The sequence below is a fragment of the Coprobacter sp. genome, assembly GCF_982436375.1.
This window is the reverse complement of sequence record NZ_CEWDCG010000019.1, coordinates 1-23,782: the sequence shown is the minus strand read 5'-3', so window position 1 is coordinate 23,782 and position 23,782 is coordinate 1. Positions and strand designations below refer to the sequence as shown.

Genomic DNA, 23,782 nt, shown 5'->3' with positions numbered 1-23,782 from the left:
TCATAAAAAACACCCCAAAAGTTTTGTGTCTAACTTTTGGGGTGCAGTACATTTTTTATTCGGAGACAGCCCGCTTTCTTTCTACTACTCTTATAATATTATCGCAACGGATGATATTCTACAAAAGCCTCTATCGCTTCGTACGAAGCCAAACCAAGACTGGTATATAAGTCTGCCGTTGCCTTATTCCGGTCTTCTGCCCGTTGCCAGAAAAGACGTTCGTCATCACCAAGGAACGGTGCACTTTCCATTTGCGACTGATGTTTCAAGATAGAATTTCGTTTTTGGCGTAATTCTTCCGGACTGATAGGTACAGCCATCTCTATGTGGTCGATTTCCCATTCTGCCCATGCACCGCGATACATCCATATACGGCAATTCTTCATCCATTCCTCATCCTTGATATCGTCAATAGCCGCAAGAACCGCATCCAAACAAACACGATGAGTACCATGAGGGTCGGCCAAGTCTCCGGCAACAAAAATCTGATCCGGCTTAATTTTCTCAAGAAGATCTTTGACAATATCTCTATCTACCTCGGTCAAATCTCCTTTTTTAATTGTTCCCGTTTCATAAAACGGCAAATTCAGGAAATGAACATTTTCCGGTTTCACACCAATATAATTACATGCAGTACGCGCTTCTCCCTGACGAATCAACGTTTTCAGATGGCGAATATCAGGTGTATCTATGTCCCCGTCCTTTTTCTCTTTTACAAATTTGGTTATTTCCGCATGTTTAGCCATAAATTCCGGAGTATCGAAGCAAAAATCTTTTGCGATTCCCCCCATAAGCATTACATAACGCATCATATCTTCGTCTCCGACTGCGATATTTCCCGATGTTTCATAAGCAACATGTACATCATGATGTTGATCTACCAGACGTTTTAATGTACCTCCCATAGAGATCACATCGTCATCAGGATGCGGGCTGAATACAATAACTTTCTTAGGATAAGGTTTCGCCCGTTCAGGTCGGAAAGTATCATCGGCATTCGGTTTTCCACCCGGCCACCCGGTAATAGTATGCTGCAAATCATTAAATATCTTGATATTTACATTATATGCCGAACCGAAAAGCGCCAACAATTCGCTCAAACCGTTATCATTATAGTCTTTATTCGTTAATTTCAAAATAGGTTTGCCCGTAATACGGCAAAGCCATACGATAGCCCGACGAATCAATTTATCGTCCCATTCGCAAGAAGTAACCAACCAAGGAGTACTTAAACGTGTCAGGTGTTCTGCTGAAGAAAGATCTAAAACGAATTTAGACTCTTTATGGGATTGCAGAAAACTTGCCGGAACGGTATCGGATGCAGGAGCTTCGATCGCTTGTCTCACATAGGGACTTATTGTCTCGCCCCAACCTACGACAATCACTTTTTTCGCACCCAAAAGAGTCGAAATACCCATCGTAATAGCACTATGAGGAACTGCCTCATTGGAGTGGAATAATTTTGCAAAATTGTGGCGAGATTCGCTACCTAACAACATCAGACGGGTAGAAGAATTGATTTGAGAACCCGGTTCGTTAAATGCCAGATTTCCGGAAGGTCCGAACTCCACTAATGTAAGATCAAGTCCGCCTAATTTTTCGATTTTCTTTTCATAATCTTTACAAAAATCGAAAATCGACTCCTTAGCAATAGTCCCATCCGGAGTATATACATTTTGAGGATCGATATCTATCAAATCGATCAATACTTCATGCAATAACTTCGATGTTCCGGGAGCATCTGCCTCTAATGGAAAAAACTCGCTGACATTGAATATAATAGTATTAGAGAAGCTTAAACCTTCATTTTGATGCATACGCACCAATTCGCGATATACACCATGAGTTCCGGCACCTGATCCTAATGCTAAAACACAAAAACGTCCCTCTTTCTCACGGGTACGCATTAAATCGGCAACTTCACGAGCTACTTGCAATGCTCCCTCTTCGGAGCTTTCATAAATTTCAGTAAATACTTTTTCAAAACGCGTAAGAGCGGTAAGTTCGAACGCATTATCCGGCCGATAGTAACGTTTCGGCGTTCTGTCTAATTTGATTTGAGAGCTTAAATTTGCTTTCATAGTATGGGGTTTATTAAATTTAGAATAACAAAGATATATATTATTACCCACAAAAAGTACATTCATTTTTATAAAGGTTGTGCCAAAAACAATAATTTGATACGATTTTACCTTATTGTATCGTTTTTAATAGTTAAATTTACGTACTTTTGAAACAAAGTTTGAATAAAACATGCAGAAAAGGACATATCAACAAAAATAAATATACTATGAGACTAATTATTCAACCGAACTACGAAAACGTATCGCGTTGGGCAGCCAATTACGTTGCCGCCCGAATCAATGAGTTTAATCCGACAGAAGAAAAACCCTTTATCTTAGGTCTGCCGACCGGATCTTCTCCTTTGGGAATGTATCGGAATTTAATCGATTTGAACAAAAAAGGAGTCGTATCATTCAAAAATGTGATAACTTTCAATATGGACGAATATATCGGTCTCCCGAAAGATCATCCCGAAAGTTACCACTCTTTTATGTGGAATAATTTCTTCAACCATATCGATATTAAACCGGAAAATGTCAATATATTGAACGGAAATGCCGAAAATCCTGAAGAAGAATGTGCCCGATACGAAGAGAAAATAAAATCGTTAGGAGGTATAGACCTTTTCTTAGGAGGTATCGGTCCTGACGGGCATATAGCATTCAACGAGCCGGGATCTGCTCTTACATCGCGTACTCGTGTCAAGACTTTGACTCATGACACGATCATCGCAAACTCAAGGTTTTTCAATAATGATGTAAACTTAGTTCCGAAAACCGCTTTGACAGTAGGTGTCGGTACGGTAATGGACGCTAAAAGTGTCTTGATTATCGTCAACGGACACAACAAAGCTCGTGCATTGCGCCATGGTGTCGAAGGTGGTATCAGTCAAATGTGGACAATCAGTGCTCTGCAAATGCATCCTAAAAGCATTATTGTTTGTGATGATGCAGCTACTGACGAATTGAAAGTCGGAACATATAAATACTTTCTCGATATAGAAAAGAATAATTTAGACCCGGACTCTTTGCTCTAAATTAAAATAAACTAAATAATAAAAGAGAAGCGATCGATAATATATCGATCGCTTCTCTTTTATTATTTAATCATCAGATTCATTTATAATCATCAAAGTTAGTCAAAGCCATATCCCCCGATTTATTGAATTCTTGATGAAAAGCAAAACATGCTTTCAAATTATGCGGAGTATGTCCCCCCCTTTCAAGTTTGAGATAATCCCACAACAATTGTTTATACATAGGATGAGCACAATTCTCAATAATCAGCTTCGCTTTTTCGATCGGAGATTTTCCCCGTAAATCGGCGACGCCTTGTTCGGTCACCAAAACACTTACCGAATGTTCGCTATGATCGAGATGAGACACCATCGGTACGATAGCACTGATCTTTCCGCCTTTAGCAACAGAAGGACATGTAAAGATCGATAAATAGGCGTTGCGGGTAAAGTCTGCAGAACCTCCGATACCGTTCATCATCTTATTTCCGGTGACATGCGTACTGTTTATATTCCCGAAAATATCAGCTTCAAGAGCTGTGTTTATTGTTATCAAACCAAGTCGTCTTACAACTTCAGGACTATTGGAGATTTCCCCCGGACGCAATACGATCTTATCTCTGAAAAAGTCTATATCCTTATATATTTCGTCTAAAACAGCCGGACTGACAGTTAATGAACATCCGCTGGCAAACTTACACTTACCTGTTTTCATCAATCCGATAACGGCATCCTGTATCACTTCGGTGTACATTTCAAAAGCCGGAACATCCGGGCTATTTCCCAATCCGCCTAATACGGCATTTGCAATGTTCCCTACACCCGACTGCAACGGTAAAAACTCTTTAGGAATCAAGCCCGCTTTCAACTGAGAAACTAAAAAGTTACAAACATTATCTCCAATACGGGTCGTCACCTCGTCTGCCGGAGCAAACTCCTTCACACCGTCCGGAAGATTTGTTTCCACGATTCCCACAATCTTTTTCGGATCGACTTGTATATACGGTTTACCGATACGGTCACTGGGTTTATACACCGGTATCTCACGCCGGTATGGAGGATCGGCAGGTTGATAAATATCATGAAATCCGGCTAACTCTTTCGGATTATGGCTATTAAGTTCTATAATAATTTTATCGGCTAACTGACATACCGTAGGTGCTATCCCTACACCTGTACCCAATATGATTTTGCCATCTTCAGAAACATCTGTAGCTTCAATAACCGCAACGTTTATTTTTCCTAAAAAACCATATCTCAAGTTTTGAGCCAGATGTGAAAGATGCATATCGTAATAAGACATCTCCCGGCTGTTTATCACATTGCGGCTGTCTTTATGCGATTGATAAGGTGTACGGGTCTTTATTGCTTTGGCTCTGGATAAAGCCCCATCAAGAGAATCATTCGTTGAAGCTCCGGTAAAAACGCCGATTGCGAAAGGACGCCCGGCATCGTGTTCTTCTTGTGCTTTCTTTGCTATTGCCGCGGGTACGACTTTAGGTGTTCCCGCAGCTGTGAAACCGCCAAAGCCCACATTATCGTCGTGATGAATATATGAGGCGGCTTCTTCTGCCGAAATAACTTTAAATGACATATTTGCGTTAGATTTTATATGAACCAATTGTGTTTTTAATTTTCAGAACTTTCTTGCCAAAATTTCAGAAGCAATTATCGCTTTACGAAGCTCATCCGAACCATAAGGTAACAGATCCGAATAATTCGGAATATCATAAACTTCATCCGGAATAACAGTTCCCTTTTTTACGATTTCGGAAACCTTTTTCGTAACTTCCGGTTGAGAAGGCGATTCTATATTTGTAAGCTTTATCTTCTTCTCTTCTTTTTCAGCCTTTACAACAACAGGCCGTACAGGTACTTGCTGTTTAGGTTCCGAAGGGAACAGATCTTCCCAAGTTAAAGGACGATTTACCGGATGTTCGCCCTCTTCTGCCGGAATATATGTCTCATCCTGATCTATTTTTTTATGGGCATCAATCTGTTTCTGCGCACTCTTAGTAATCGCTCTGACGATAAATATAAAAATAAGAAGAACGTAAATCCACAAATTCTCCATAGCTTTTCGTATTTTTGTTCCCAAATGTACAAAATAAAGCTGATAAACAACAGATGACTTTCAAAATTTATATCAGATCGGCCAGATATAATGATCTGAAAAGCGGTTATGTAAAGTCGATATGAAACAAATTCATAAATAAAGGCAGGTTAAAAATACTCTATAAGAAATTAAACCGATGGTATATAAAGAATTAAGGGCAATTTCACAACTGCCCTTAACAGATTTAACCTAAACCTTAACTATGAAAAAATTTCATATATTGTTAGATGCAAAAGTATAAATAAATTTTTAAAAGCAAGCATTATATATTATTTTTTGTTAGGTTTTTATCTAAAAAAAATACATAATACCATTTCTAACTATAAAAATATATCCAAATGAAAGAAAACTCCGAAGCAGACTTTAAATCTGCGACCGAGCAGACAGCAGAAAAAAAACTCTTTATCGAGACCTATGGTTGTCAAATGAACGTAGCCGACAGCGAGGTTGTAGCTTCTATTATGCAAATGGACGGATATGCACTATGCGACTCTATCGAAGACGCCGATGCTATCCTGGTTAATACCTGCTCTATTCGAGATAATGCCGAACAGAAAGTTTTATCTCGTCTCCAATACTTCAACTCTTTACGCAAAAAGAAAAAGAATCTGGTAATCGGAATACTCGGTTGCATGGCAGAACGGGTAAAGGAAGAATTATTGGAGAAACATCATGTCGATTTAGTTGTAGGCCCAGATGCTTATCTTGACCTCCCTAACTTGATCGGAGCTGTAGAACAAGGGGAAAAAGCAATTAATGTAGATCTATCGACAACAGAAACTTATAAAAATATAATTCCTAAACGAATCGGAGGAAACCGCATTTCGGGATTTATCTCTATCATGCGAGGGTGCAACAATTTCTGCTCTTATTGCATCGTTCCTTACACTCGTGGACGCGAACGCAGCAGAGAACCCGAAAGCATACTTAAAGAATTGAATGACCTAAAAGACAGAGGATTCAAAGAAGTAACTTTATTAGGGCAAAATGTCAATTCGTATATATTCAGCCGTCCCAACGGTGAAAAAATAGATTTTCCGGCATTACTCGCCTTAGTTGCAAAAGAAGCTGGCTCTGGAATACGCATAAGATTCACGACCTCACATCCCAAAGATATGAGCGATGATATTTTATACACGATTGCTGCAAACCCGAATATCTGCCACCATATACATTTACCTGTACAATCAGGAAGCAACCGCATTTTAAAATTGATGAATCGTAAATATACCCGGGAATGGTATCTCGACCGAATCGCCGCTATTCGCCGGATAATTCCCGATTGCGGGATTACGACAGATATGTTCAGCGGATTTCATTCCGAGACGGATGAAGATTTTGCAGAAACCTTATCCTTAATGCAAACTGTAGGATTCGACGCTTCTTTCATGTTTAAATACTCGGAACGTCCCGGAACATACGCCTCTAAACATCTGCCGGACAATATTGCAGAAGAGATCAAAATAAAACGATTGGAACAAATGATCGATCTACAAAATAAGCTGTCTGCAGAGAGCAATAAACGGGATATAGGCAAAACTTTCGAAGTTTTGGTCGAAGGATATTCCAAACGTTCGAGAGAAGACTTGTTCGGACGCACCGGACAAAATAAAGTTGTCGTATTCCCGAAACAAAACTACCATATCGGAGATTTCGTGCAGGTAAAAATCACGGATGCTTCATCGGCAACACTATTGGGAGAAGCGATAAATTAATCTATAAAACAGAGGCCATCTCAAAATAAAATAGAGATGGTCTCTGTTTATTTTGAGACAGACAAAAATTCCTGCCATATATCTTTTATTGTCTTATGTAAGATCGGATGATACAAATCCGGAGCAATCTCTACAAGAGGCTCAAGGACAAAGCGCCGTTCTTGTAAAAGAGGATGCGGCAGTTCTAATCGGTCGTTTTTTAATATCTCAGTATTAAAAAATAAGAGATCTATATCGATACAGCGATCCTGATATGATCCATGACTTTTTACCTTACGACCCAGATCTTTTTCTATGGACTGTGTCAAATCCAATACAGAAATAGCATCATGCTCGGTATCGACTCTTAAGACTGCATTCAAAAAGGGATATCGGGAAATAAAACCCCAAGGTTCGGTTTCATAAAAAGCGGATAGAGAAATAATTTCCCCTATCCGCTTTTCTATTTCATCTACCGCACGAGTCAAATAATATTTCCGGTCTCCCAGATTAGACCCCAAAGCGATATAAACAATATTCATTCCTTATAGTTTAAATGATCAACATAGCATCCCCATAGGCACCGAACCGGTAACCTTCTTTCAATGCCTTGTCATACGCATCAAGTACGAGATCATACCCTCCGAATGCAGCTACCATCATCAACATAGTAGAAAGCGGCATGTGGAAATTGCTGACCAAACTGGTTGCTACTGTAAAATCATAAGGCGGGAAAATGAACTTGTTAGTCCAACCGCTATAAGGCTTCATGTGACCATCGGTACTTACCGTACTTTCGATAGCTCTCATCACGGACGTTCCCACAGCACAAACTTGCCGATTTTCGTCTTTTGCCTTATTTACAAAAGCAACCAACTCTGGCGTTACCAACATTTGCTCCGAATCCATTTTATGCTTGGTAAGATCTTCTACATCTATTTCACGGAAATTTCCCAAGCCGGAATGAAGTGTAAGGAATCCGCTCTCTATTCCTTTTATCTCCATTCGTTTCAACAGCTCTCGGCTAAAATGCAGTCCGGCAGCCGGAGCGACAACAGCGCCTTCGTTTTTTGCAAAAATATTCTGGTAACGATCTACATCATCCGGTTCGGCAGGACGATTTATGTAGCGGGGAAGCGGGGTTTCTCCCAACTTATAAAGAGCTTCCTTAAATTCTTCATGAGTACCGTCAAACAAGAAACGCAAAGTACGTCCCCTCGATGTCGTATTATCTATGACCTCGGCAACCATAGAATCGTCTTCACCGAAATATAGCTTATTCCCGATGCGGATTTTTCGTGCCGGATCAACCAATACATCCCACAAACGATTTTCCTCATTCAATTCACGCAACAAAAATACTTCGATCTTCGCACCTGTCTTTTCTTTATTCCCATATAATCTTGCCGGAAAGACTTTTGTATCGTTAAAAACAAAAACATCTTTATCGTCAAAATATTCAAGTATATCCTTGAATATACGATGTTCTATTTCACCGGTATTACGGTGCACAACCATCAAACGCGATTCGTCTCTGTTTTTTGCCGGGTATTTAGCTATTTGCTCCTCGGTAAGCTTAAATTTGAATTGCGATAATTTCATTTGTATATCAATTTTATCTCCGAAAAAGCACTGTCCTATTTTAAGAGGACATCACTTCATGCCGGAATATTCTACTTTATTTCTTCTTTATTATCAACTTCTGTAACAACAGCCTTTTCGACCAATTCATCGATCTGGTCGACTTGCAAACAATCTTCCAAACAGACATCTCCTACCCGGGTACGAACCAAACCGATCAAATGAGCCCCACTACCCAACGCCTGTCCGATATCCCGTGCTAAAGCCCGTATATAAGTTCCCTTACTGCAAACCACTCTGATTTTTATTATATCAGACTGATACTCGAGCAACTCTATCTCATCTATAACAAGCTCTTTCGCTTTCAGTTCGACATCTTCACCTTTACGTGCAAAATCATAGGCTCTCCGTCCGTCGATCTTACATGCGGAATAAACCGGAGGAACTTGTTGAATAGAACCGACAAACTGCCTTAAAACCGTTTCTACTCCTTCACGGGTTATATGTTCCGTCGGATAAACCCCATCTATTTCTGTCTCCCGATCAAAAGAGGGTGTTGTTGCTCCTAACTGTAAAGTTGCGACATACTCTTTTGTCTGGTACTGAAAACTCTCTATCAACTTCGTCGCTTTCCCGGTGCAAATTATCATTACTCCTGAAGCCAACGGATCAAGAGTTCCGGCGTGCCCGACTTTTATCTTTTTTATTTTCAACTTCCGCGATATGCGCGTACGCACAATCTTAACCAACTTAAAAGAGGTCCAATACAAAGGCTTATCGAAATAGAGAACTTCTCCTTCTAAAAAATTCATCAGCTTATTTCCAAATTATACCCTAACAACATCAGCACAATGATGATACCTCCTACAATAATACGGTAATATCCGAACGCTTTAAATCCGTATTTCGTTACAAAACTGATAAAAAATTTAATCGCCAGTAAAGCCACGATAAACGCTACCACATTACCTACAATCAAAGTCAATAAATTATCTTGCAATACCTGCATTCCATTTTCAGAAGTCAATAGTTTCAACAATTTATATGCCGTAGCTGCAAACATGGTAGGAACGGCCAGAAAGAAAGAAAATTCGGCCGCATTTTTACGAGTCATTTTCTGAGCCATACCTCCGACAATCGTCGCCATCGAACGAGATACTCCCGGAATCATAGCAATACACTGAAACAGCCCCACATTGAATGCTCTTTTCAGCGTCATTGTCTGATCGGGTGTCGTTTTGTTAAACCACTTATCAACAAACAACATTACAACACCACCGATAACCAACATAACGGCGACAACCGTAACGCTTTCGAGCATCTCGTCTATTTTGTCACTGAACAATAATCCGAAAAACGCAGCAGGTATAAAAGCAACTAACAGCTTCCAGTAAAAATCGTATTTATATAAAAACCGTCTGCCGTATTCCACCCATCGGGCAGATCCGGTTTTTCCGGAAACGGCCTCAGAATCGAATATTTTACAAGGATTCAACTTAAAGAACCGTTTCCAATACAACACGACTACCGACAAGATCGCCCCAAACTGTATAATCACGGTAAATGCTTTTACGAAGTCACTACTCGGGACACCCAACATATTCTGGGTAATGATCATGTGACCGGTAGAAGAAACCGGAAGAAACTCGGTCAATCCTTCTACAATCGCTATAATAATGGTCTGAAACCAACTTAATTCTTCCATATACTTATCGTACTGCGTTTTATTTCGATTTTTTCATGATTGCATAAATCATAAACACAAATCCGGCAAACGCAATACCGGGAGCTAATACGATACGTCTGAAACTGAAAATATCCGGATTATAATGTTCCGGTGTAGATCCGGGACCTGCCATCAAAGCAAACCCTAAAATAATCACAGCAAAAGCGATACCGATCAAAATCAAGTTCTGTTTTCCTAATGCAAAATCTTTTGTATCCATCTATATTTATTTTCTATGGTTCTAAACATAATATAAATTATCCCGATCCATCCGGATATAACGATTTACAGCAAACCACGCAGAAATCGCAGTAAGTACAACTCCCAATAAAAGGACAATCACAAACACCCAAAAAAGGGAGCTGATATCGATCAATGTGTACAGATTATCAAATTCGGTCAGCAGATAATAGACACATCCGGAGAGTAAAGCCATTGCTATAAACGCACCTATAATTCCGTTTATAATATTGGATATGATGAAAGGTTTGCGAATAAATGCAGGAGTCGCTCCTACCAACTTCATAGTATGAATAATAAAACGCTTAGAATAAGCGCCGAGACGTATTGTATTACTGATCAAGGCGAACGATATGAGCATCAGTACGACAGCTAATCCCAAAAGCATAAAACTTATACGACGAATGTTGTCATTTACCAGTTGTATCAGATCTTTTTGATAAACTATATCATCGATCGCAACAGTTCCTTTTCTTAATCCTTTCTCGATCCACACCAGACTATCAGGATGAGCATAATCCGAACGAAGTTTTACTTCGATAGAGGCTTGCAACGGATTAAAGCCCAATAAATCTTTCGGGTTTTCCCCTAATTCGACCTCCAACTCTTTTAAAGCATCTTCTTTCGATATATATTGAGTCGCTCTTACATAAGGAGCTATATCAAGTTTTTTTTGTAACTTTTTCACCTGCGACTCCTTCACATTCTCTTTCAAAACAATGGAAAATCCCATGTTTTCTTTTACATACATCGAAAGACGCGTTGCCAATATACCCATAAGAACAACAATTCCCAAGATAAAAAGTACCAAGGAAATACTGATAGTAGAAGTCAGGCGCGCATTAAAGAACGTAATATGTCGTCCGGATTTCGATTCGCTCATTACTTTATTCGTAATAATTCAAAAATACAGCATTGAAAAGCTCAGGAAAGAAATCTAAAAAATAGAGTGATACAGAAACATCGATAGTCTTAAAAAAATTCAGAAACCGGATAACCGATATGACTTTACCGCTTGATGATATATTTTGTTTTATTTTCTATCTCTCTTATTCTCAGACTCCCGCAATACTTCAATTATAACTAAAATAACGCAAGTACACTTTTACCCGAAATTTGAGGCAAAATAACAAATAATAAACGAATTACGGCATTTTAATTCGTTTTTTTTAACAAAATATTATCTCAACTTATTTTTCTCAAAATAAGGGCCTGCGATATGGCGGAAGAAAAAGAATCCTAACACCACCAATACCAATGCAAACGTATAAGCTGCGGTATAATCCGACATATCGGCAATGCTTCCCCCGATCAAGACTCCTAGGCCTAACCCCAAGTCCCATGCGGTAAAAAATGTAGAATTTGCAGTACCTCTTTGACTATGAGTAGCTAAATTGATAAAAAGATTCTGAAATGAAGGACAAATCAAACCGTATCCCATTCCTAAAACAGCAGCAGAAAAATAATATCCCACAGGAGATTTCAGAAAGATAAAAACAGAATAACCGATAACAAGGAATACAATCCCAACCGTTATCATATTGACGATCAATCCTTTATTCAAATATTTTCCGGTAGTAAGCCGAGAAAATATAAGACCGAAAGCCATAAGCATAAAATATAATCCTGTTCCCGAGTCTATTCCTACCTCCTCTTTCCCATATATAGCCAGATAAGTAGAAAGGACTCCGTAACTGAACGAGAGAAGGCAAAGAGAGATCGCTCCGGATACCCCTTTTACCAATAAAAAACGGTCGAGAGAGACATGTTCTTTTTCCGGCTGTATCTCAACGGAACGCTGTTTCAACGGCATTTTTATGGTAGTAACCAAAAAGAAACCCAATATACAGGAAAACAAGGATAATAAAAATATCGAATCATAATTGCGGAATGCATCCAATATATATAATGATACGGTAGGTCCCATTGCCATTGCCAAATTACTGCTTACTCCATAATATCCTATTCCTTCCCCTCGGCGTGAAGACGGCATGACATCGATCGCCACAGTACTGTTCGAAACAGTCACCATACCGAATGCCAGGCCGTGCATCGCCCTTATTACGGCAAAAAGAAGCAGTGTCCCGGCAAGTAAATATCCGCCGAAAAATAGAGTAAACACCCCATAACAAATTAACTGTAACGGCTTCCGGGGAAATGTATCGACCATGTATCCTGCAAAAGGACGGACAAAAAGAGCTGTTATCGTATAGGAGGAAAGTATAACTCCCACAGTCGTCTTATTCGACCCGAATTGTTCCATCAAATACATAGGCAGCACAGGCAACAACAGATAAAAAGCAAAAAACAGAAGAAAATTACCCCCGGCAACCGCTAAAAAACTTCGAGTCCACAACTTATCCTTCATCATAACACTTTCGATTTAGCACAATAATTTTCCGCATCTTGTGTCAAAAGTCATCTCAACGGAAAAATTCATGAATTTTTCGATGCAAAGGTAATAGTTTTCAAACAAAAATATTCAGCCGTCTCTTTGACTGTTTAAATTCTCCGATAAAGAAATTCGGTCAAGGTCTTCTTTGCATTTTGTTTCGACAATTATATCCGATCATAAAGCACAAGTTGAGACTCAGGTCCCATATTAAACAGCAAATCGAGAATGCTGGCATCGGGTATAAAACCCAACTTCGATGAAAAGACCTGATAATACGGTTGCAGATGAAATCTTTTATCAATCTCTTTTTTAGGATGTATCACATCTCTGAAATCATCTGTTTCGCTTCCTGTATAATCAACATATTCACCGCTATAAACAACATTGGGCGTTATTTCTAACAATCTGCATATTGTTTCCCGCAAAGACTCGTTCAAGTCGAATAGGAATGTCCCGGATAATTTTTTTTCAAAAAATGGAATAATATCATCTTGATAATACTCAAAAAAAGGAGAAGAACCGTATGCCGAAACAATAGCATTCCAATGCATGTGTTGCCAATTATCATGGTCGGAAATGCGAATATCCCGAGTAAGACACTTCGCCGTATCGGGCTTGATCACTGGAACAGAAAGAGGAATCAACCCGTTTGCACTAATTATATTACATCGGTTACGATAAGTTTGCTTTACATAATTACAGCATTTCTCCACAATTATATGATCTCGGTTACACAATGTTTTATAATAAGAAACCGGAGCTAAATAAGCTGTAGAAAGACAAGCTGAAGTCATAATCAAAGAACTTTAAAAATACGGTCGATACGAAAAGCTTTATAAAAAGGCTTTCCCGAATCGAAAGAAAGCCAGACTCGGCTACCTTTACCCACCAAATGAGAATGAGGAAGAGCACCGAAGCTTCGCGAATCTGTTCCCATTTCACGATTATCTGCCAATACCCAATAGTAAGGCTGAGCAAAACGATATGAAACTATTTCGGTTTCACCATCATAGATTCTTCCGTCACGCACCTCTACATCTCTTCCTTCATACGCACTCATCAACCGGGCAATAAATGAAGCGTTTTCGGCATTCACCGATGTAGCTTCCCCAAACAAAGGAAGTACGACCCGAAAATTATTGCGATCAAGATTAACTTCTTGTAAAAGATCAGGAGAAGCCAATAGGTTCTTGACTCTAAAATAGTCATAACGAGACAAAAAATAGAGACTTTTTTTCTCGATTTTCGTTGAAACAGGAGTGATATTCAACTTTAAAAACAAGGAATCTATCACCGACTTTACCGAATCGGCGCAGAAATAAGCAGCAATTGCACGGGAAGGCTGAGAAACGAAGTTACCATTAATACGTAAAACCCCATTTTGAAAACTTACCGTATCCCCGGGAAATCCGATACAACGTGCAACCGCAATTTTTTTTCGATCTACCGGAATATTCTTTTCTAAAGAAGGAATATTAAAAACGACAATATCATTACGATTAGGGAACTTTCTGAAAAAATACATTTCCGGGATTCCCAAAGAGATATATGACCGGATTTTCGTACCGGGAATCGTATCATAACAAAACGGTAATGAAACTGGGGTTTGAGGCACACGTACACCGTAACTGCTTTTCCAAACCCAAAGATGATCGCCTTCTAACAAAGTATTTTCCATTTGATTGGCAGGGATACGAAACGATTCGGCACAAAAAGTCCGCAAAAGCCACACCGACAATATAATTCCGACAATCAGCTTCCATGGAATTTTCCCTTCCTGTACGCCCCTCTCCTTCATGAATCATCAATCCTTTGTCACGCATTTGAAGAAACGATCAAAACGAATGCGTCCGTCAAACCAGCCTCTATCTTTATCAATAGACAGCCACACAAACAATGGTTTGCCGACTATATGATCTTCAGGGACAAATCCCCAGCTACGACTGTCCGCCGAATTATCCCGGTTATCGCCGAGCATCATGTAATAATTCATCTTAAATTGATACATATCGGTCTCTTTCCCATTTATATAGATCTTGCCATCTTCTTTTACCTGCAAATCATTTCCCTCATAATTACGAATCACCCGTTCATAAATAGGCAAATTGTCTTGCGTAAGTTTCAATACAGCACCCCGTTCGGGAATCCAAACCGGCCCGTAATCGGCACGGGTCCATTTCTTATAATATCCTAAAGGATACGTATCTCCACCGAAATCTCCCGGTTCGGGAACTATTTTTGTTATAAATTTATAGCTTTTCAGCTTATTTAAAGCTTCTTGAGTAAGAGGAAGACGATAAACCGGATTGAATCCCATATCGGCATTTCTCGGAAAACCCAAATATTCAAGAACATTATCATAACCACGATCTCCACTAACGAGGAAACGATCGTCTTCACTGACATTCAATTCTCTGAAGTTAGATTCTCCCAACCGAATATCCGGACTACTGGTCATTACATAATAATTAAGCTGCATTTCTTTAGGATTTTTCAACGGCTTTCCATCGATATACACTTGATTATTACGAATTTCAAAATTATCTCCGGGCATTCCTATACAGCGTTTCACATAATTTTCTCGACGATCTACCGGACGATAAACGATATCACCGAAAACCGCCTTATTATTGTTTACTGTTTCCCAACCTTCATTATAACAAAGTGTATAATAATCGGGATTCTGAACCTTTAATGCCACCGTATCGCCTGCCGGAAAATTAAACACGACGATGTCGTTGCGTTCTACCTGTCCCAAACCTTTCAGACGATGATAAGGCCATTGCGGCCACTCTATATAGGACTTTGTGTTGATAACCGGCATTGTATGCTGCGCCAGCGGAAAAGATAAAGGAGTGTTCGGGACACGAGGTCCGAAACTTAACTTACTGACAAACAAATAATCACCGACCAATAGGGTCTTTTCGAGAGAAGAAGACGGGATCTTATAATTTTGAAAAAAGAAAGTATTGATCAGATAAACAGCAACCAAAGCATACAAAATGGCATCGACCCACTCCATCGTTTTACGAGTAGCCTTATTTTTCGACTTCTTCCAAAATGTCCAAGGTATAAATCGGGTAATATATATATCGAGCAAAACCAACAGCCCCGGCAAAATATAATAATTATCGAGCCATATCGCAAAAGCTATATAGATGATACATGCTATCGAAAAACGTATCCACCGGCTTTTGCGTACACCGGAAAAACGCCCTTTTATTGATTTTTCCTTTTCCGGGGATATAGTTGTTTTTTCTTCTTCCATTATAATCGTATATTAATGTTGTTCTTAAAATTTAAGCATGTCCTGCATTGTCAAAAAGCCCTTTTTCCCACAAGTAAACTCTGCGGCAATCACTGCACCTAAAGCAAATCCCATACGACTTTTGGCGTCATGAGTTATGCTGATCGTATCTACATCCGATTCGTAAATAACCGTATGTATTCCCGGAACTTCACCTTCTCTTACCGAACAGATTCCGATCTCATCTTCTGCAGGTTCTTTCCCTTCAACCCATTTATTTTTTCGTTCTATATTATCGATCAGACCTTCCGCCAACGTAATCGCCGTACCGCTGGGAGCATCCAACTTATGAACGTGATGTGTTTCTACCATTCTCACATCATAAGCCGGAAAATCATTCATAATTTTTGCCAGATATTTATTGAGTGCGAAAAAGATATTTACTCCTAAACTAAAATTCGAAGCATAAAAAAATGTTTGTCCGGCTTTACAAGCTTCTTTTATTTCAGGCAGATGTTCAAGCCAACCAGTCGTACCCGAAACGACCGGAACTCCGGCAGCAAAAGCCCTGCGATAATTATCCATCGCCACGGCCGGCATAGAAAACTCTATGGCTACGTCGGCACTTTTGAACGCATCAGACGTAAAATCTTCTTGATTATTCACATCAATGACAGAAACGATCTCATGTCCTCGCTGAAAGGCTATTTGTTCAATCGCATGCCCCATCTTTCCGTAACCTATTAACGCTATTTTCATCTGTTCTATTTCTGTTTTAAAACATCTCACAAATCATCCGGTTTTTACCGGATATTCTTTAATTTGCAAATATAATAAATTCAATCTGAAATTTCGAACTCAAAGATTTTTTCCGACAATTCATAACATTCGGATAATCTTTTGAGCATCAAAATTATGATTCAATGGAAAAGTTATTATATTACGTTTGGGAACATCGCCTTTTCGATAACCGGAACTTACTTACGACAAAAGGCGAAAAGATAGAAATTATCGATCCGGGACACCGAAACTCAGACTCCGGTCCGGACTTTTTCAATGCCAAAATTCGTATAGGAGAAAAGTTATGGGCAGGAAATGTCGAAATACATAAAAACGCCTCCGACTGGAAACTTCATAACCATAACCACGATAAATCTTACGATTCGGTAATATTACATGTTATAGAAAACAACGATGCAGAAATTGTTCGTTCTACCGGAGAAATTATCCCCCAACTTATAATACGGTATCCGGACATAATTAAAGACAATTATGAATTATTAATCCATCAAAACTCCTTTCTTCCCTGCGGAGACCGTTTGCATGAACTACCGCCTCTTTTTTTAACCGACTGGATAACGTCTTTAGCGATGGAACGCCTTCAAGAAAAAGCCCGACGGATATGCAACTGGTTAGAATCTTATAGAGGAAATTGGGAAGAAGTATGCTACATTACTTTATCTCGAAGTTTGGGTTTCGGAACCAATAGCGATGCTTTCGAAAGGCTTGCCCGCAGCTTGCCCTTACTGTTCATGCAAAAACATGCCGACTCTCTGTTCCAAATCGAAGCTTTTCTTTTCGGGCAAGCCGGATTACTCGATCCGGAACATTTCCCGAATGATGCTTATTACCAAAGAATGGTAAACGAATATGCATTTCTCAAAAATAAATTCGGACTTTCTCCTCTAAATCCGGAATGTTGGAAATTCGCCCGATTGCGTCCGGCAAATTTTCCTCATCAGCGAATCGCTTTATTGGCACAACTTATTCATCAAGGATTTTCTCTATTTACCCAAATTCGTGAAACTAAAGATGAGAAATCTTTCCGACGACTGTTCGATCTCTACCTAAACGGGTATTGGGATACTCATTACTCTTTCGGACAACCGTCACCACAACGGCCTAAAGCTTTAGGGAAAAGTGCCGTAGATATTTTGCTGATCAATACGGTAGCCCCGCTATTATATGCTTATGGAGTAAAAACAGGGAATGAGGTTTATAACGAACGGGCTATGAATCTGTTGGAAAATATAAAAGCCGAACAAAACAGAATAATCCGATATTTTTCTCAAGCGGGAATCAAAACCGATAATGCACTCGACAGTCAAGCTCTGATACAGCTACATACAGCCTATTGCGTGCCTAAAAAATGTCTGTATTGCCGGATAGGACACAGATTATTATCAAGCCCGATAAATTGTAAATAAAATAGAATAAATCTCATTTCAGAGACTATTTAAGAAGTCGTTCAAATTTTCGTAAACCTTTTCTTGTTTTAATATGTTATTTCTAAGAAACACCCCAAACCGGAATTTCTTCAAAGACAGCTCATTCTCAAACAGCATAAATTATTTTTGTATGAAAACAATTAAAGGTACGATCACAGAACAAAATTTATTGAAAGCTTTCGCCGGTGAATCTCAGGCAAGAAATCGCTATTCTATTTTTGCAGAGGTAGCTAAGAAAGAAGGTTATGAACAGATTTCCGGAATTTTTCTTGAAACTGCAGATCAAGAAAAGGCTCATGCAAAACGTTTTTTCGATTATCTTGAAGGTGGTATGGTAATGATTACTGCCGACTATCCTACCGGACCTGTCGGCAATACAGCTCAAAACTTACTGGAAGCAGCAGAAGGGGAAAAGCTCGAATGGTCTTCTCTATATGCCGATTTCTCAGGAATAGCTGCCGATGAAGGATTTAAAGATATTGCCACAGCGTTTAAGATGATCGCCAAAGTGGAAGAGTTCCATGAATGGCGTTATCGCAAACTGCTTGCTCGGGTAGAAGATAGAATGGTATTCAAACGCGAAGAGCCCATTAAATGGCAATGCCGGAACTGCGGCTTCGTTCACGAAGGAAAAACTCCTCCCGAAAAATGTCCGGCATGTCTGCATCCGAAAGATTTTTTCGAACCTAAACGAGATAATTATTAATGGTGTATTTACGGAGCTCTACGGTTGTCTGAAATTTCGGACAGCCGTATTTTTTTGACTATAAACATATTATCATCACTCTTATTGCATAATAATTTATTTTTCTTATTTTTGTAAAATTAAGAATCCATAATACAATCTCTATACATGAAAAACTATTCGATATTATATTTTCTAACGGTTATACTCTTTGCATGTAATGGTAAGTCCGGTTCTCAGTCCAAAAGCACCGAACCCTCCGACTCTGCCCAAATTATCAAAATACAGAATACGATCGATACCACCGTTAATGGAGTAACTTTTAATGTTTCTTCCGTAAAACCGGCAGACTCTTTACTAAAGACATATCCGGTAAAAGATATGATGGAGTTGAAAATAGAGAAAAAAATATCTTTTTTACCGGATGAACATAAAAATGAACGCCTCATATATACCCGAGACAATGGATTTATAGAAACTTTACAATATTGCTATGACGAACACAGGCCGCTGAAACTGAGTCCGGATCATATCTGGACATTAATCTGTCAGGCGACATCGATACACATAAACCAACATTATGATTCTCTTAAAAATATCATCTTTACAGATGAAAAGAAAGAAGAACTTATCATTCGAAACGACAGCCTCGAAAACAATGCAAGATATTGGGGAACATTGATAAAGGATTTTTGCAATGAAACAAAAAATCATACCCGTAACGACCTTTATGATTTCTTTGTTCCGAACTTTTCGACCACAACCCCAGTTCAGACAACCGTTTACCAAATAACCCTTCTGGAAAGTTACAAAAAGAAATTCTCTTATGTAGGAGAAACCGGATGCGGCATTCCGCAAATAACGATTACGGGAAACAAAGAAGACTGGATATGGATATTCGATCATCTGTCGGATTTGGATAAACTCGGATTAACATGGTGGGGAAAGGAACTTAGACCTATAATAAAAGAGTTTATCAATGTTTTCGATGACAAAATCAATGTTTCATTCTGGGATTCCATATATAAAGATGCCGCAGAATACGGAGCATTCTATATATCGGGTTGGATTATCAAGTTTTTTCCATATTTACCGACAACGGGAGAGGATTTTTTAGGATATACTTCCGAAGGAAAGGGTAAATACGAGTTGGTATATCGCCTGAATCCCTATTTACATGGAAACGATTACAAATTATCTACATTAGGAACTGAAAGTTTTCCCTCCGGTTTATCGCAAATAGACATCAAATGGATAAATTATTTTAACCGAACAACTAAAAAAATGGAAGCTTATTCCGGATTTTTCGGGGTGAAACAGTCACAAGATAAAACACTCGAACCGTTTATTTCCTGGCTCGTATGCAAAAAAGATACTTCAAAAGTAAAAATGGATGTATCCGACGTATTATCTCTATCCCCTAAACATCACAACGACCCGCAATTATGGTCTCCCAGAATATGCAATGAATACACCGATTCGGCTATATATGATATTAAAAAATTCAAATCGCAGCAAGCAAGTCTTTTATTTATACGCAATGAATTGAACCAAAATAAAGAGAAATACCAACAACTGAATAATATCGATCTTTCCGGAGATACATTGCGTTTCGTCATAACTTGTGACGGTTCGGTAGCTCAAATAAAACTGAAAGGCCGCAATACGGAGAATAAGAAACTCATCGACTTTTTCGAAAGGGAGTTGACGATTTTACCTGAATCATGGATGCCCGCTCTCGCCCATCCCGATAAAGTCCTCGATTATTTCGATTTTTCAGAAGAAGAACTGAAATTGAAAGTAAAAGCCAATAGTGAATTGGAGATCGTATTTTAGACAATCTCCTAAACAAGCTTAAACAGAAACGGGATCATACACGAACTCTACTGCACGATCTTGCCGCAATGAAACAGGCACATCGATAAGTCGCTGGTTGCGACTTCCCCGAAAAAATAAGGAGGTATCTTTCTGCGTTTCTACGAATCTACCGTCAACCAATACATCTATATATGGCAATAGGAGGGATAAACGGGCAGAAGCAACGATCTCCTCATATAAATATCCGGTATAGCACCATATATTTTTAGAGGTTTCTTCTTTTATACGACGTGCTAATTCGGTAAAAGCTTCCGGCTGAAAGAACGGGTCACCGCCGCTAAAAGTCACATTGTCGAAATCATTGCTTTTTATTACGGAAAGAATTTCATTCAACGACATTTTTTTTCCGTTACAAATATCCCATGACTGAGGATTATGACAACCCGGACAACGATGCGGACAACCGGCCGAATAGACCGAGGTACGCAACCCCGGTCCGTCGACAGTCGTATCTTCGACAATATCCAATATATATATATAATCAATCATGAACGACACGATCATTAAGTTCAGACAACTTTGCATGATTCCAACGGTCTGTCGTTCCCACCAGATAACCCGTAATCCGCTGAAGCCGGTCTATCTCTTTGCTACCGCAATGAGGACAGGTATCGAGTCCGGCAGAAGCATCTTCATAGCCGCATTGCATACAGCGGTTACGATTATGGTTTACCGATCCGTAACCGATATTATATTTATCCATCATATCGACAACAGCCATGATTGCCTCAGGATTATGTGTAGCATCCCCGTCTATTTCGACATAAAATATATGTCCGCCACGAGTCAAGTCATGGTAAGGAGCTTCTATTTCGGCCTTATGTCTTGCACTGCATTTATAATACACCGGAACATGATTCGAGTTGGTATAATAATCCCGGTCTGTAACTCCCGGAATAACACCGAATGTCTGACGGTCTTTTGCCGTAAATTTTCCGGACAATCCTTCAGCCGGTGTAGCCAATACGCTGTAATTATGCTGATATTGATCACAAAAACGGTTTACCTGATCACGCATATAGGTAATAATACGCAATCCCAATTCTTGAGCAGAAGCATCTTCTCCGTGATGTTTACCGACAAGAGCAACCAGACATTCCGCCAATCCGATAAAACCTATACCCAAAGTTCCTTGATTAATAACCGATGCTATCGTATCATTCGGCTTCAACTTCTCACATCCATTCCACAAAGCGGACATCAACAAAGGAAACTGTTTGGCATAGGCCGTCTTCTGAAACTCGAACCGCTCGTGAAGTTGCAGTGCGGTAATCTCGAGCACTTCATCCAGCTTAGCAAAAAAACGAGCAATCCGTTCGCTTTTGTCTCGAATATTCATACATTCTATCGCCAACCGAACGATATTGATTGTCGTAAAAGAAATATTTCCGCGTCCTATCGATGTTTTTTCTCCGAAACGATTTTCAAAAACGCGGGTACGACATCCCATTGTCGCCACTTCATATTTATAACGCTCCGGATCATCGATACACCATTCTTCATGATTATTGAAAGTTGCATCCAGATTCAAGAAATTAGGGAAAAAACGACGGGCACTTACCTTACATGCCAATTTATAAAGGTCATAATTCCTGTCTTCCGGCAAGTAACTTACTCCACGTTTTTTCTTCCATATCTGTATGGGAAAAATAGCTGTAGCCCCGTTACCTACACCTTCATACGTAGATCCCAGCAATTCACGAATGATGCAACGCCCTTCGGCCGAAGTATCGGTTCCGTAATTAATAGAGCTGAACACCACCTGATTGCCTCCCCGAGAATGAATCGTATTCATGTTATGAATAAAAGCTTCCATAGATTGATGCACCCGACTTACCGTGCGGTTGACTGCATGCTGCACGACACGTGCATCCCCTGTAAGACCATCAAGAGAACGGGTAATATAGTCATCCAAATCCACTTGATAAAGATGAGAATAATCAACACCGTTCATATCGGAAATTACTTTTATTTCTTCGATAAAACTGTTTCTTACGAACGGAGCTAAATAGAAATCGAAAGCCGGAATCGCCTGTCCGCCATGCATCTCGTTTTGAGCCGTTTCCAAAGAAATACACCCCAAAATACTTGCCGTCTCTATTCGTTTTGCCGGCCTGGACTCCCCATGTCCTGCAAAAAATCCGTTTTTCAAAATCTTATCTAACGGATGTTGTACGCACGTGAGGCTTTTAGTAGGATAATAATCTTTGTCATGTATATGGATATATGAATCTCTTACTGCCGTTTTGACTCTTTCACTCAATAAATAGTCATCTACAAAAGGTTTTGTAGTCTCACTTGCGAATTTCATCATCATACCTGCCGGAGTATCAGCATTCATATTGGCATTTTCGCGAGTTATATCGTTTGATTTAGTCTCTATAATTTCAAGAAAAATATCGCGGGTTTTCGCTTTGCGGGCAATACTCCTTTGATTACGATAAGCAATATAACGCTGGGCTACATCTTTACGGCTACTTTTCATCAGTTCCACTTCGACACAATCCTGTATTGCTTCCACACTCATTTGCTCGCTTCCCCGACATACGATACGATCGGTGATCTGACGAATCAAACTCATATCCTCACCCTTATCGGTATGCAACATCGCCTTACGAATAGCTGCAATAATTTTTTCTTCATTGAAACCCACGATACGTCCATCGCGTTTTACTACTGTCTGTATCATTTTTTTTGAGACTAAAATTTATTTTTATATCGTTTTTATTATCTCTGAATACCGATGTAAAGGTAAAAATTTATTTCTTATATAACAATACAATTTCTATTTTTGAAAACTTTTTATATCAATAAAATTTATATATAACTAATTATCAACTTTTTAATTTTTAAAATTAGAAACTTCTAAAAATAATATCAATATAAAATTATTCAAAATTGAAAATTGCATAT

At 39.2% G+C, this 23,782-nt stretch carries 21 protein-coding genes; 5 read left to right on the top strand and 16 right to left on the bottom strand.

The genetic code is table 11. The features are described 5' to 3' along the window. Positions 1-98: 98 nt before the first annotated feature. Positions 99-2,081 (bottom strand): glucosamine-6-phosphate deaminase, encoded by a 1,983-nt coding sequence (locus AC1WHX_RS02245; RefSeq protein ID WP_009318330.1) that lies wholly within the window; start codon positions 2,079-2,081, stop codon positions 99-101. Positions 2,082-2,290: 209 nt separating this feature from the next. Between AC1WHX_RS02245 and nagB the strand changes: the two genes are divergently transcribed. Then, positions 2,291-3,100: a glucosamine-6-phosphate deaminase gene (gene nagB, locus AC1WHX_RS02240; protein ID WP_122337007.1), complete on the top strand. Its 810-nt coding sequence runs from the start codon at positions 2,291-2,293 to the stop codon at positions 3,098-3,100. A 79-nt stretch (positions 3,101-3,179) separates the two neighbouring features. Here nagB and AC1WHX_RS02235 read toward each other — a convergent pair whose 3' ends face one another. Both AC1WHX_RS02235 and AC1WHX_RS02230 read right to left on the bottom strand, forming a co-directional pair. Then, entirely contained in the window at positions 3,180-4,673 is a 1,494-nt protein-coding gene (locus AC1WHX_RS02235) for a butyryl-CoA:acetate CoA transferase (protein WP_022600030.1), read from the bottom strand. Between the two features lie 42 nt (positions 4,674-4,715). Continuing rightward, entirely contained in the window at positions 4,716-5,153 is a 438-nt protein-coding gene (locus AC1WHX_RS02230; RefSeq protein WP_122303721.1) for a hypothetical protein, read from the bottom strand. Positions 5,154-5,533: 380 nt separating this feature from the next. Between AC1WHX_RS02230 and miaB the strand changes: the two genes are divergently transcribed. After that, positions 5,534-6,910: a tRNA (N6-isopentenyl adenosine(37)-C2)-methylthiotransferase MiaB gene (gene miaB, locus AC1WHX_RS02225; protein ID WP_022600034.1), complete on the top strand. Its 1,377-nt coding sequence runs from the start codon at positions 5,534-5,536 to the stop codon at positions 6,908-6,910. 47 nt (positions 6,911-6,957) lie between these two features. Here the strand turns inward: miaB and folK are convergent, their stop codons facing one another. The 11 genes from folK to dapB all read right to left on the bottom strand — a co-directional run bounded on the left by folK (position 6,958) and on the right by dapB (position 16,837). Further along, on the bottom strand, positions 6,958-7,431 hold the full coding sequence (gene folK / locus AC1WHX_RS02220; RefSeq protein ID WP_009318337.1) for a 2-amino-4-hydroxy-6-hydroxymethyldihydropteridine diphosphokinase: 474 nt from the start codon (positions 7,429-7,431) through the stop codon (positions 6,958-6,960). 10 nt (positions 7,432-7,441) lie between these two features. Next, positions 7,442-8,491 carry a tRNA preQ1(34) S-adenosylmethionine ribosyltransferase-isomerase QueA gene (gene queA / locus AC1WHX_RS02215; RefSeq protein ID WP_022391235.1) on the bottom strand — a complete coding sequence of 350 codons (1,050 nt, stop codon included), beginning with the start codon at positions 8,489-8,491 and terminating at the stop codon, positions 7,442-7,444. 71 nt (positions 8,492-8,562) lie between these two features. Next, a complete protein-coding gene (gene truB, locus AC1WHX_RS02210; protein ID WP_122303720.1) occupies positions 8,563-9,282 on the bottom strand; it encodes a tRNA pseudouridine(55) synthase TruB in 720 nt (239 codons plus the stop codon). Next, positions 9,282-10,175, bottom strand: coding sequence for an undecaprenyl-diphosphate phosphatase (locus AC1WHX_RS02205; protein ID WP_122337005.1), 894 nt, complete (start codon positions 10,173-10,175; stop codon positions 9,282-9,284). Before AC1WHX_RS02205 ends, truB begins: the two co-directional genes overlap by 1 nt. Positions 10,176-10,194: 19 nt before the next feature. Further along, positions 10,195-10,416 carry a DUF3098 domain-containing protein gene (locus AC1WHX_RS02200; protein WP_009318341.1) on the bottom strand — a complete coding sequence of 74 codons (222 nt, stop codon included), beginning with the start codon at positions 10,414-10,416 and terminating at the stop codon, positions 10,195-10,197. A gap of 21 nt (positions 10,417-10,437) precedes the next feature. Beyond that, positions 10,438-11,319, bottom strand: coding sequence for a cell division protein FtsX (locus tag AC1WHX_RS02195; RefSeq protein ID WP_009318342.1), 882 nt, complete (start codon positions 11,317-11,319; stop codon positions 10,438-10,440). A gap of 297 nt (positions 11,320-11,616) precedes the next feature. Continuing rightward, positions 11,617-12,807: an MFS transporter gene (locus AC1WHX_RS02190; protein ID WP_481228833.1), complete on the bottom strand. Its 1,191-nt coding sequence runs from the start codon at positions 12,805-12,807 to the stop codon at positions 11,617-11,619. 188 nt (positions 12,808-12,995) lie between these two features. After that, the gene (locus AC1WHX_RS02185) at positions 12,996-13,625 is read right to left on the bottom strand and encodes a WbqC family protein (protein ID WP_009318344.1); all 630 of its coding nucleotides are present in this window, start codon (positions 13,623-13,625) and stop codon (positions 12,996-12,998) included. A 2-nt stretch (positions 13,626-13,627) separates the two neighbouring features. Continuing rightward, the gene (lepB, locus tag AC1WHX_RS02180) at positions 13,628-14,629 is read right to left on the bottom strand and encodes a signal peptidase I (protein ID WP_022391230.1); all 1,002 of its coding nucleotides are present in this window, start codon (positions 14,627-14,629) and stop codon (positions 13,628-13,630) included. 6 nt (positions 14,630-14,635) lie between these two features. Further along, positions 14,636-16,099 (bottom strand): signal peptidase I, encoded by a 1,464-nt coding sequence (lepB, locus tag AC1WHX_RS02175; protein ID WP_022391229.1) that lies wholly within the window; start codon positions 16,097-16,099, stop codon positions 14,636-14,638. Between the two features lie 24 nt (positions 16,100-16,123). After that, positions 16,124-16,837: a 4-hydroxy-tetrahydrodipicolinate reductase gene (gene dapB / locus AC1WHX_RS02170; RefSeq protein WP_481228832.1), complete on the bottom strand. Its 714-nt coding sequence runs from the start codon at positions 16,835-16,837 to the stop codon at positions 16,124-16,126. Positions 16,838-17,001: 164 nt separating this feature from the next. Here dapB and AC1WHX_RS02165 point away from each other — a divergent pair, with 164 nt between their 5' ends. From AC1WHX_RS02165 to AC1WHX_RS02155, 3 genes are all read left to right on the top strand, one after another. Next, positions 17,002-18,285: a DUF2851 family protein gene (locus AC1WHX_RS02165; RefSeq protein ID WP_418236507.1), complete on the top strand. Its 1,284-nt coding sequence runs from the start codon at positions 17,002-17,004 to the stop codon at positions 18,283-18,285. 151 nt (positions 18,286-18,436) lie between these two features. Continuing rightward, the gene (rbr, locus tag AC1WHX_RS02160) at positions 18,437-19,012 is read left to right on the top strand and encodes a rubrerythrin (RefSeq protein ID WP_122337000.1); all 576 of its coding nucleotides are present in this window, start codon (positions 18,437-18,439) and stop codon (positions 19,010-19,012) included. Positions 19,013-19,159: 147 nt separating this feature from the next. After that, entirely contained in the window at positions 19,160-20,827 is a 1,668-nt protein-coding gene (locus AC1WHX_RS02155; RefSeq protein ID WP_481228831.1) for a DUF4419 domain-containing protein, read from the top strand. 18 nt (positions 20,828-20,845) lie between these two features. On the opposite strand, the gene nrdG is transcribed toward AC1WHX_RS02155, so the two are convergent. Together nrdG and AC1WHX_RS02145 are read right to left on the bottom strand one after the other, a co-directional pair. Continuing rightward, complete coding sequence (gene nrdG, locus AC1WHX_RS02150) at positions 20,846-21,358, bottom strand: anaerobic ribonucleoside-triphosphate reductase activating protein (RefSeq protein ID WP_022600052.1); 513 nt, start codon at positions 21,356-21,358, stop codon at positions 20,846-20,848. Further along, entirely contained in the window at positions 21,351-23,558 is a 2,208-nt protein-coding gene (locus AC1WHX_RS02145; protein WP_278583798.1) for an anaerobic ribonucleoside triphosphate reductase, read from the bottom strand. Before AC1WHX_RS02145 ends, nrdG begins: the two co-directional genes overlap by 8 nt. Positions 23,559-23,782 lie beyond the last annotated feature (224 nt).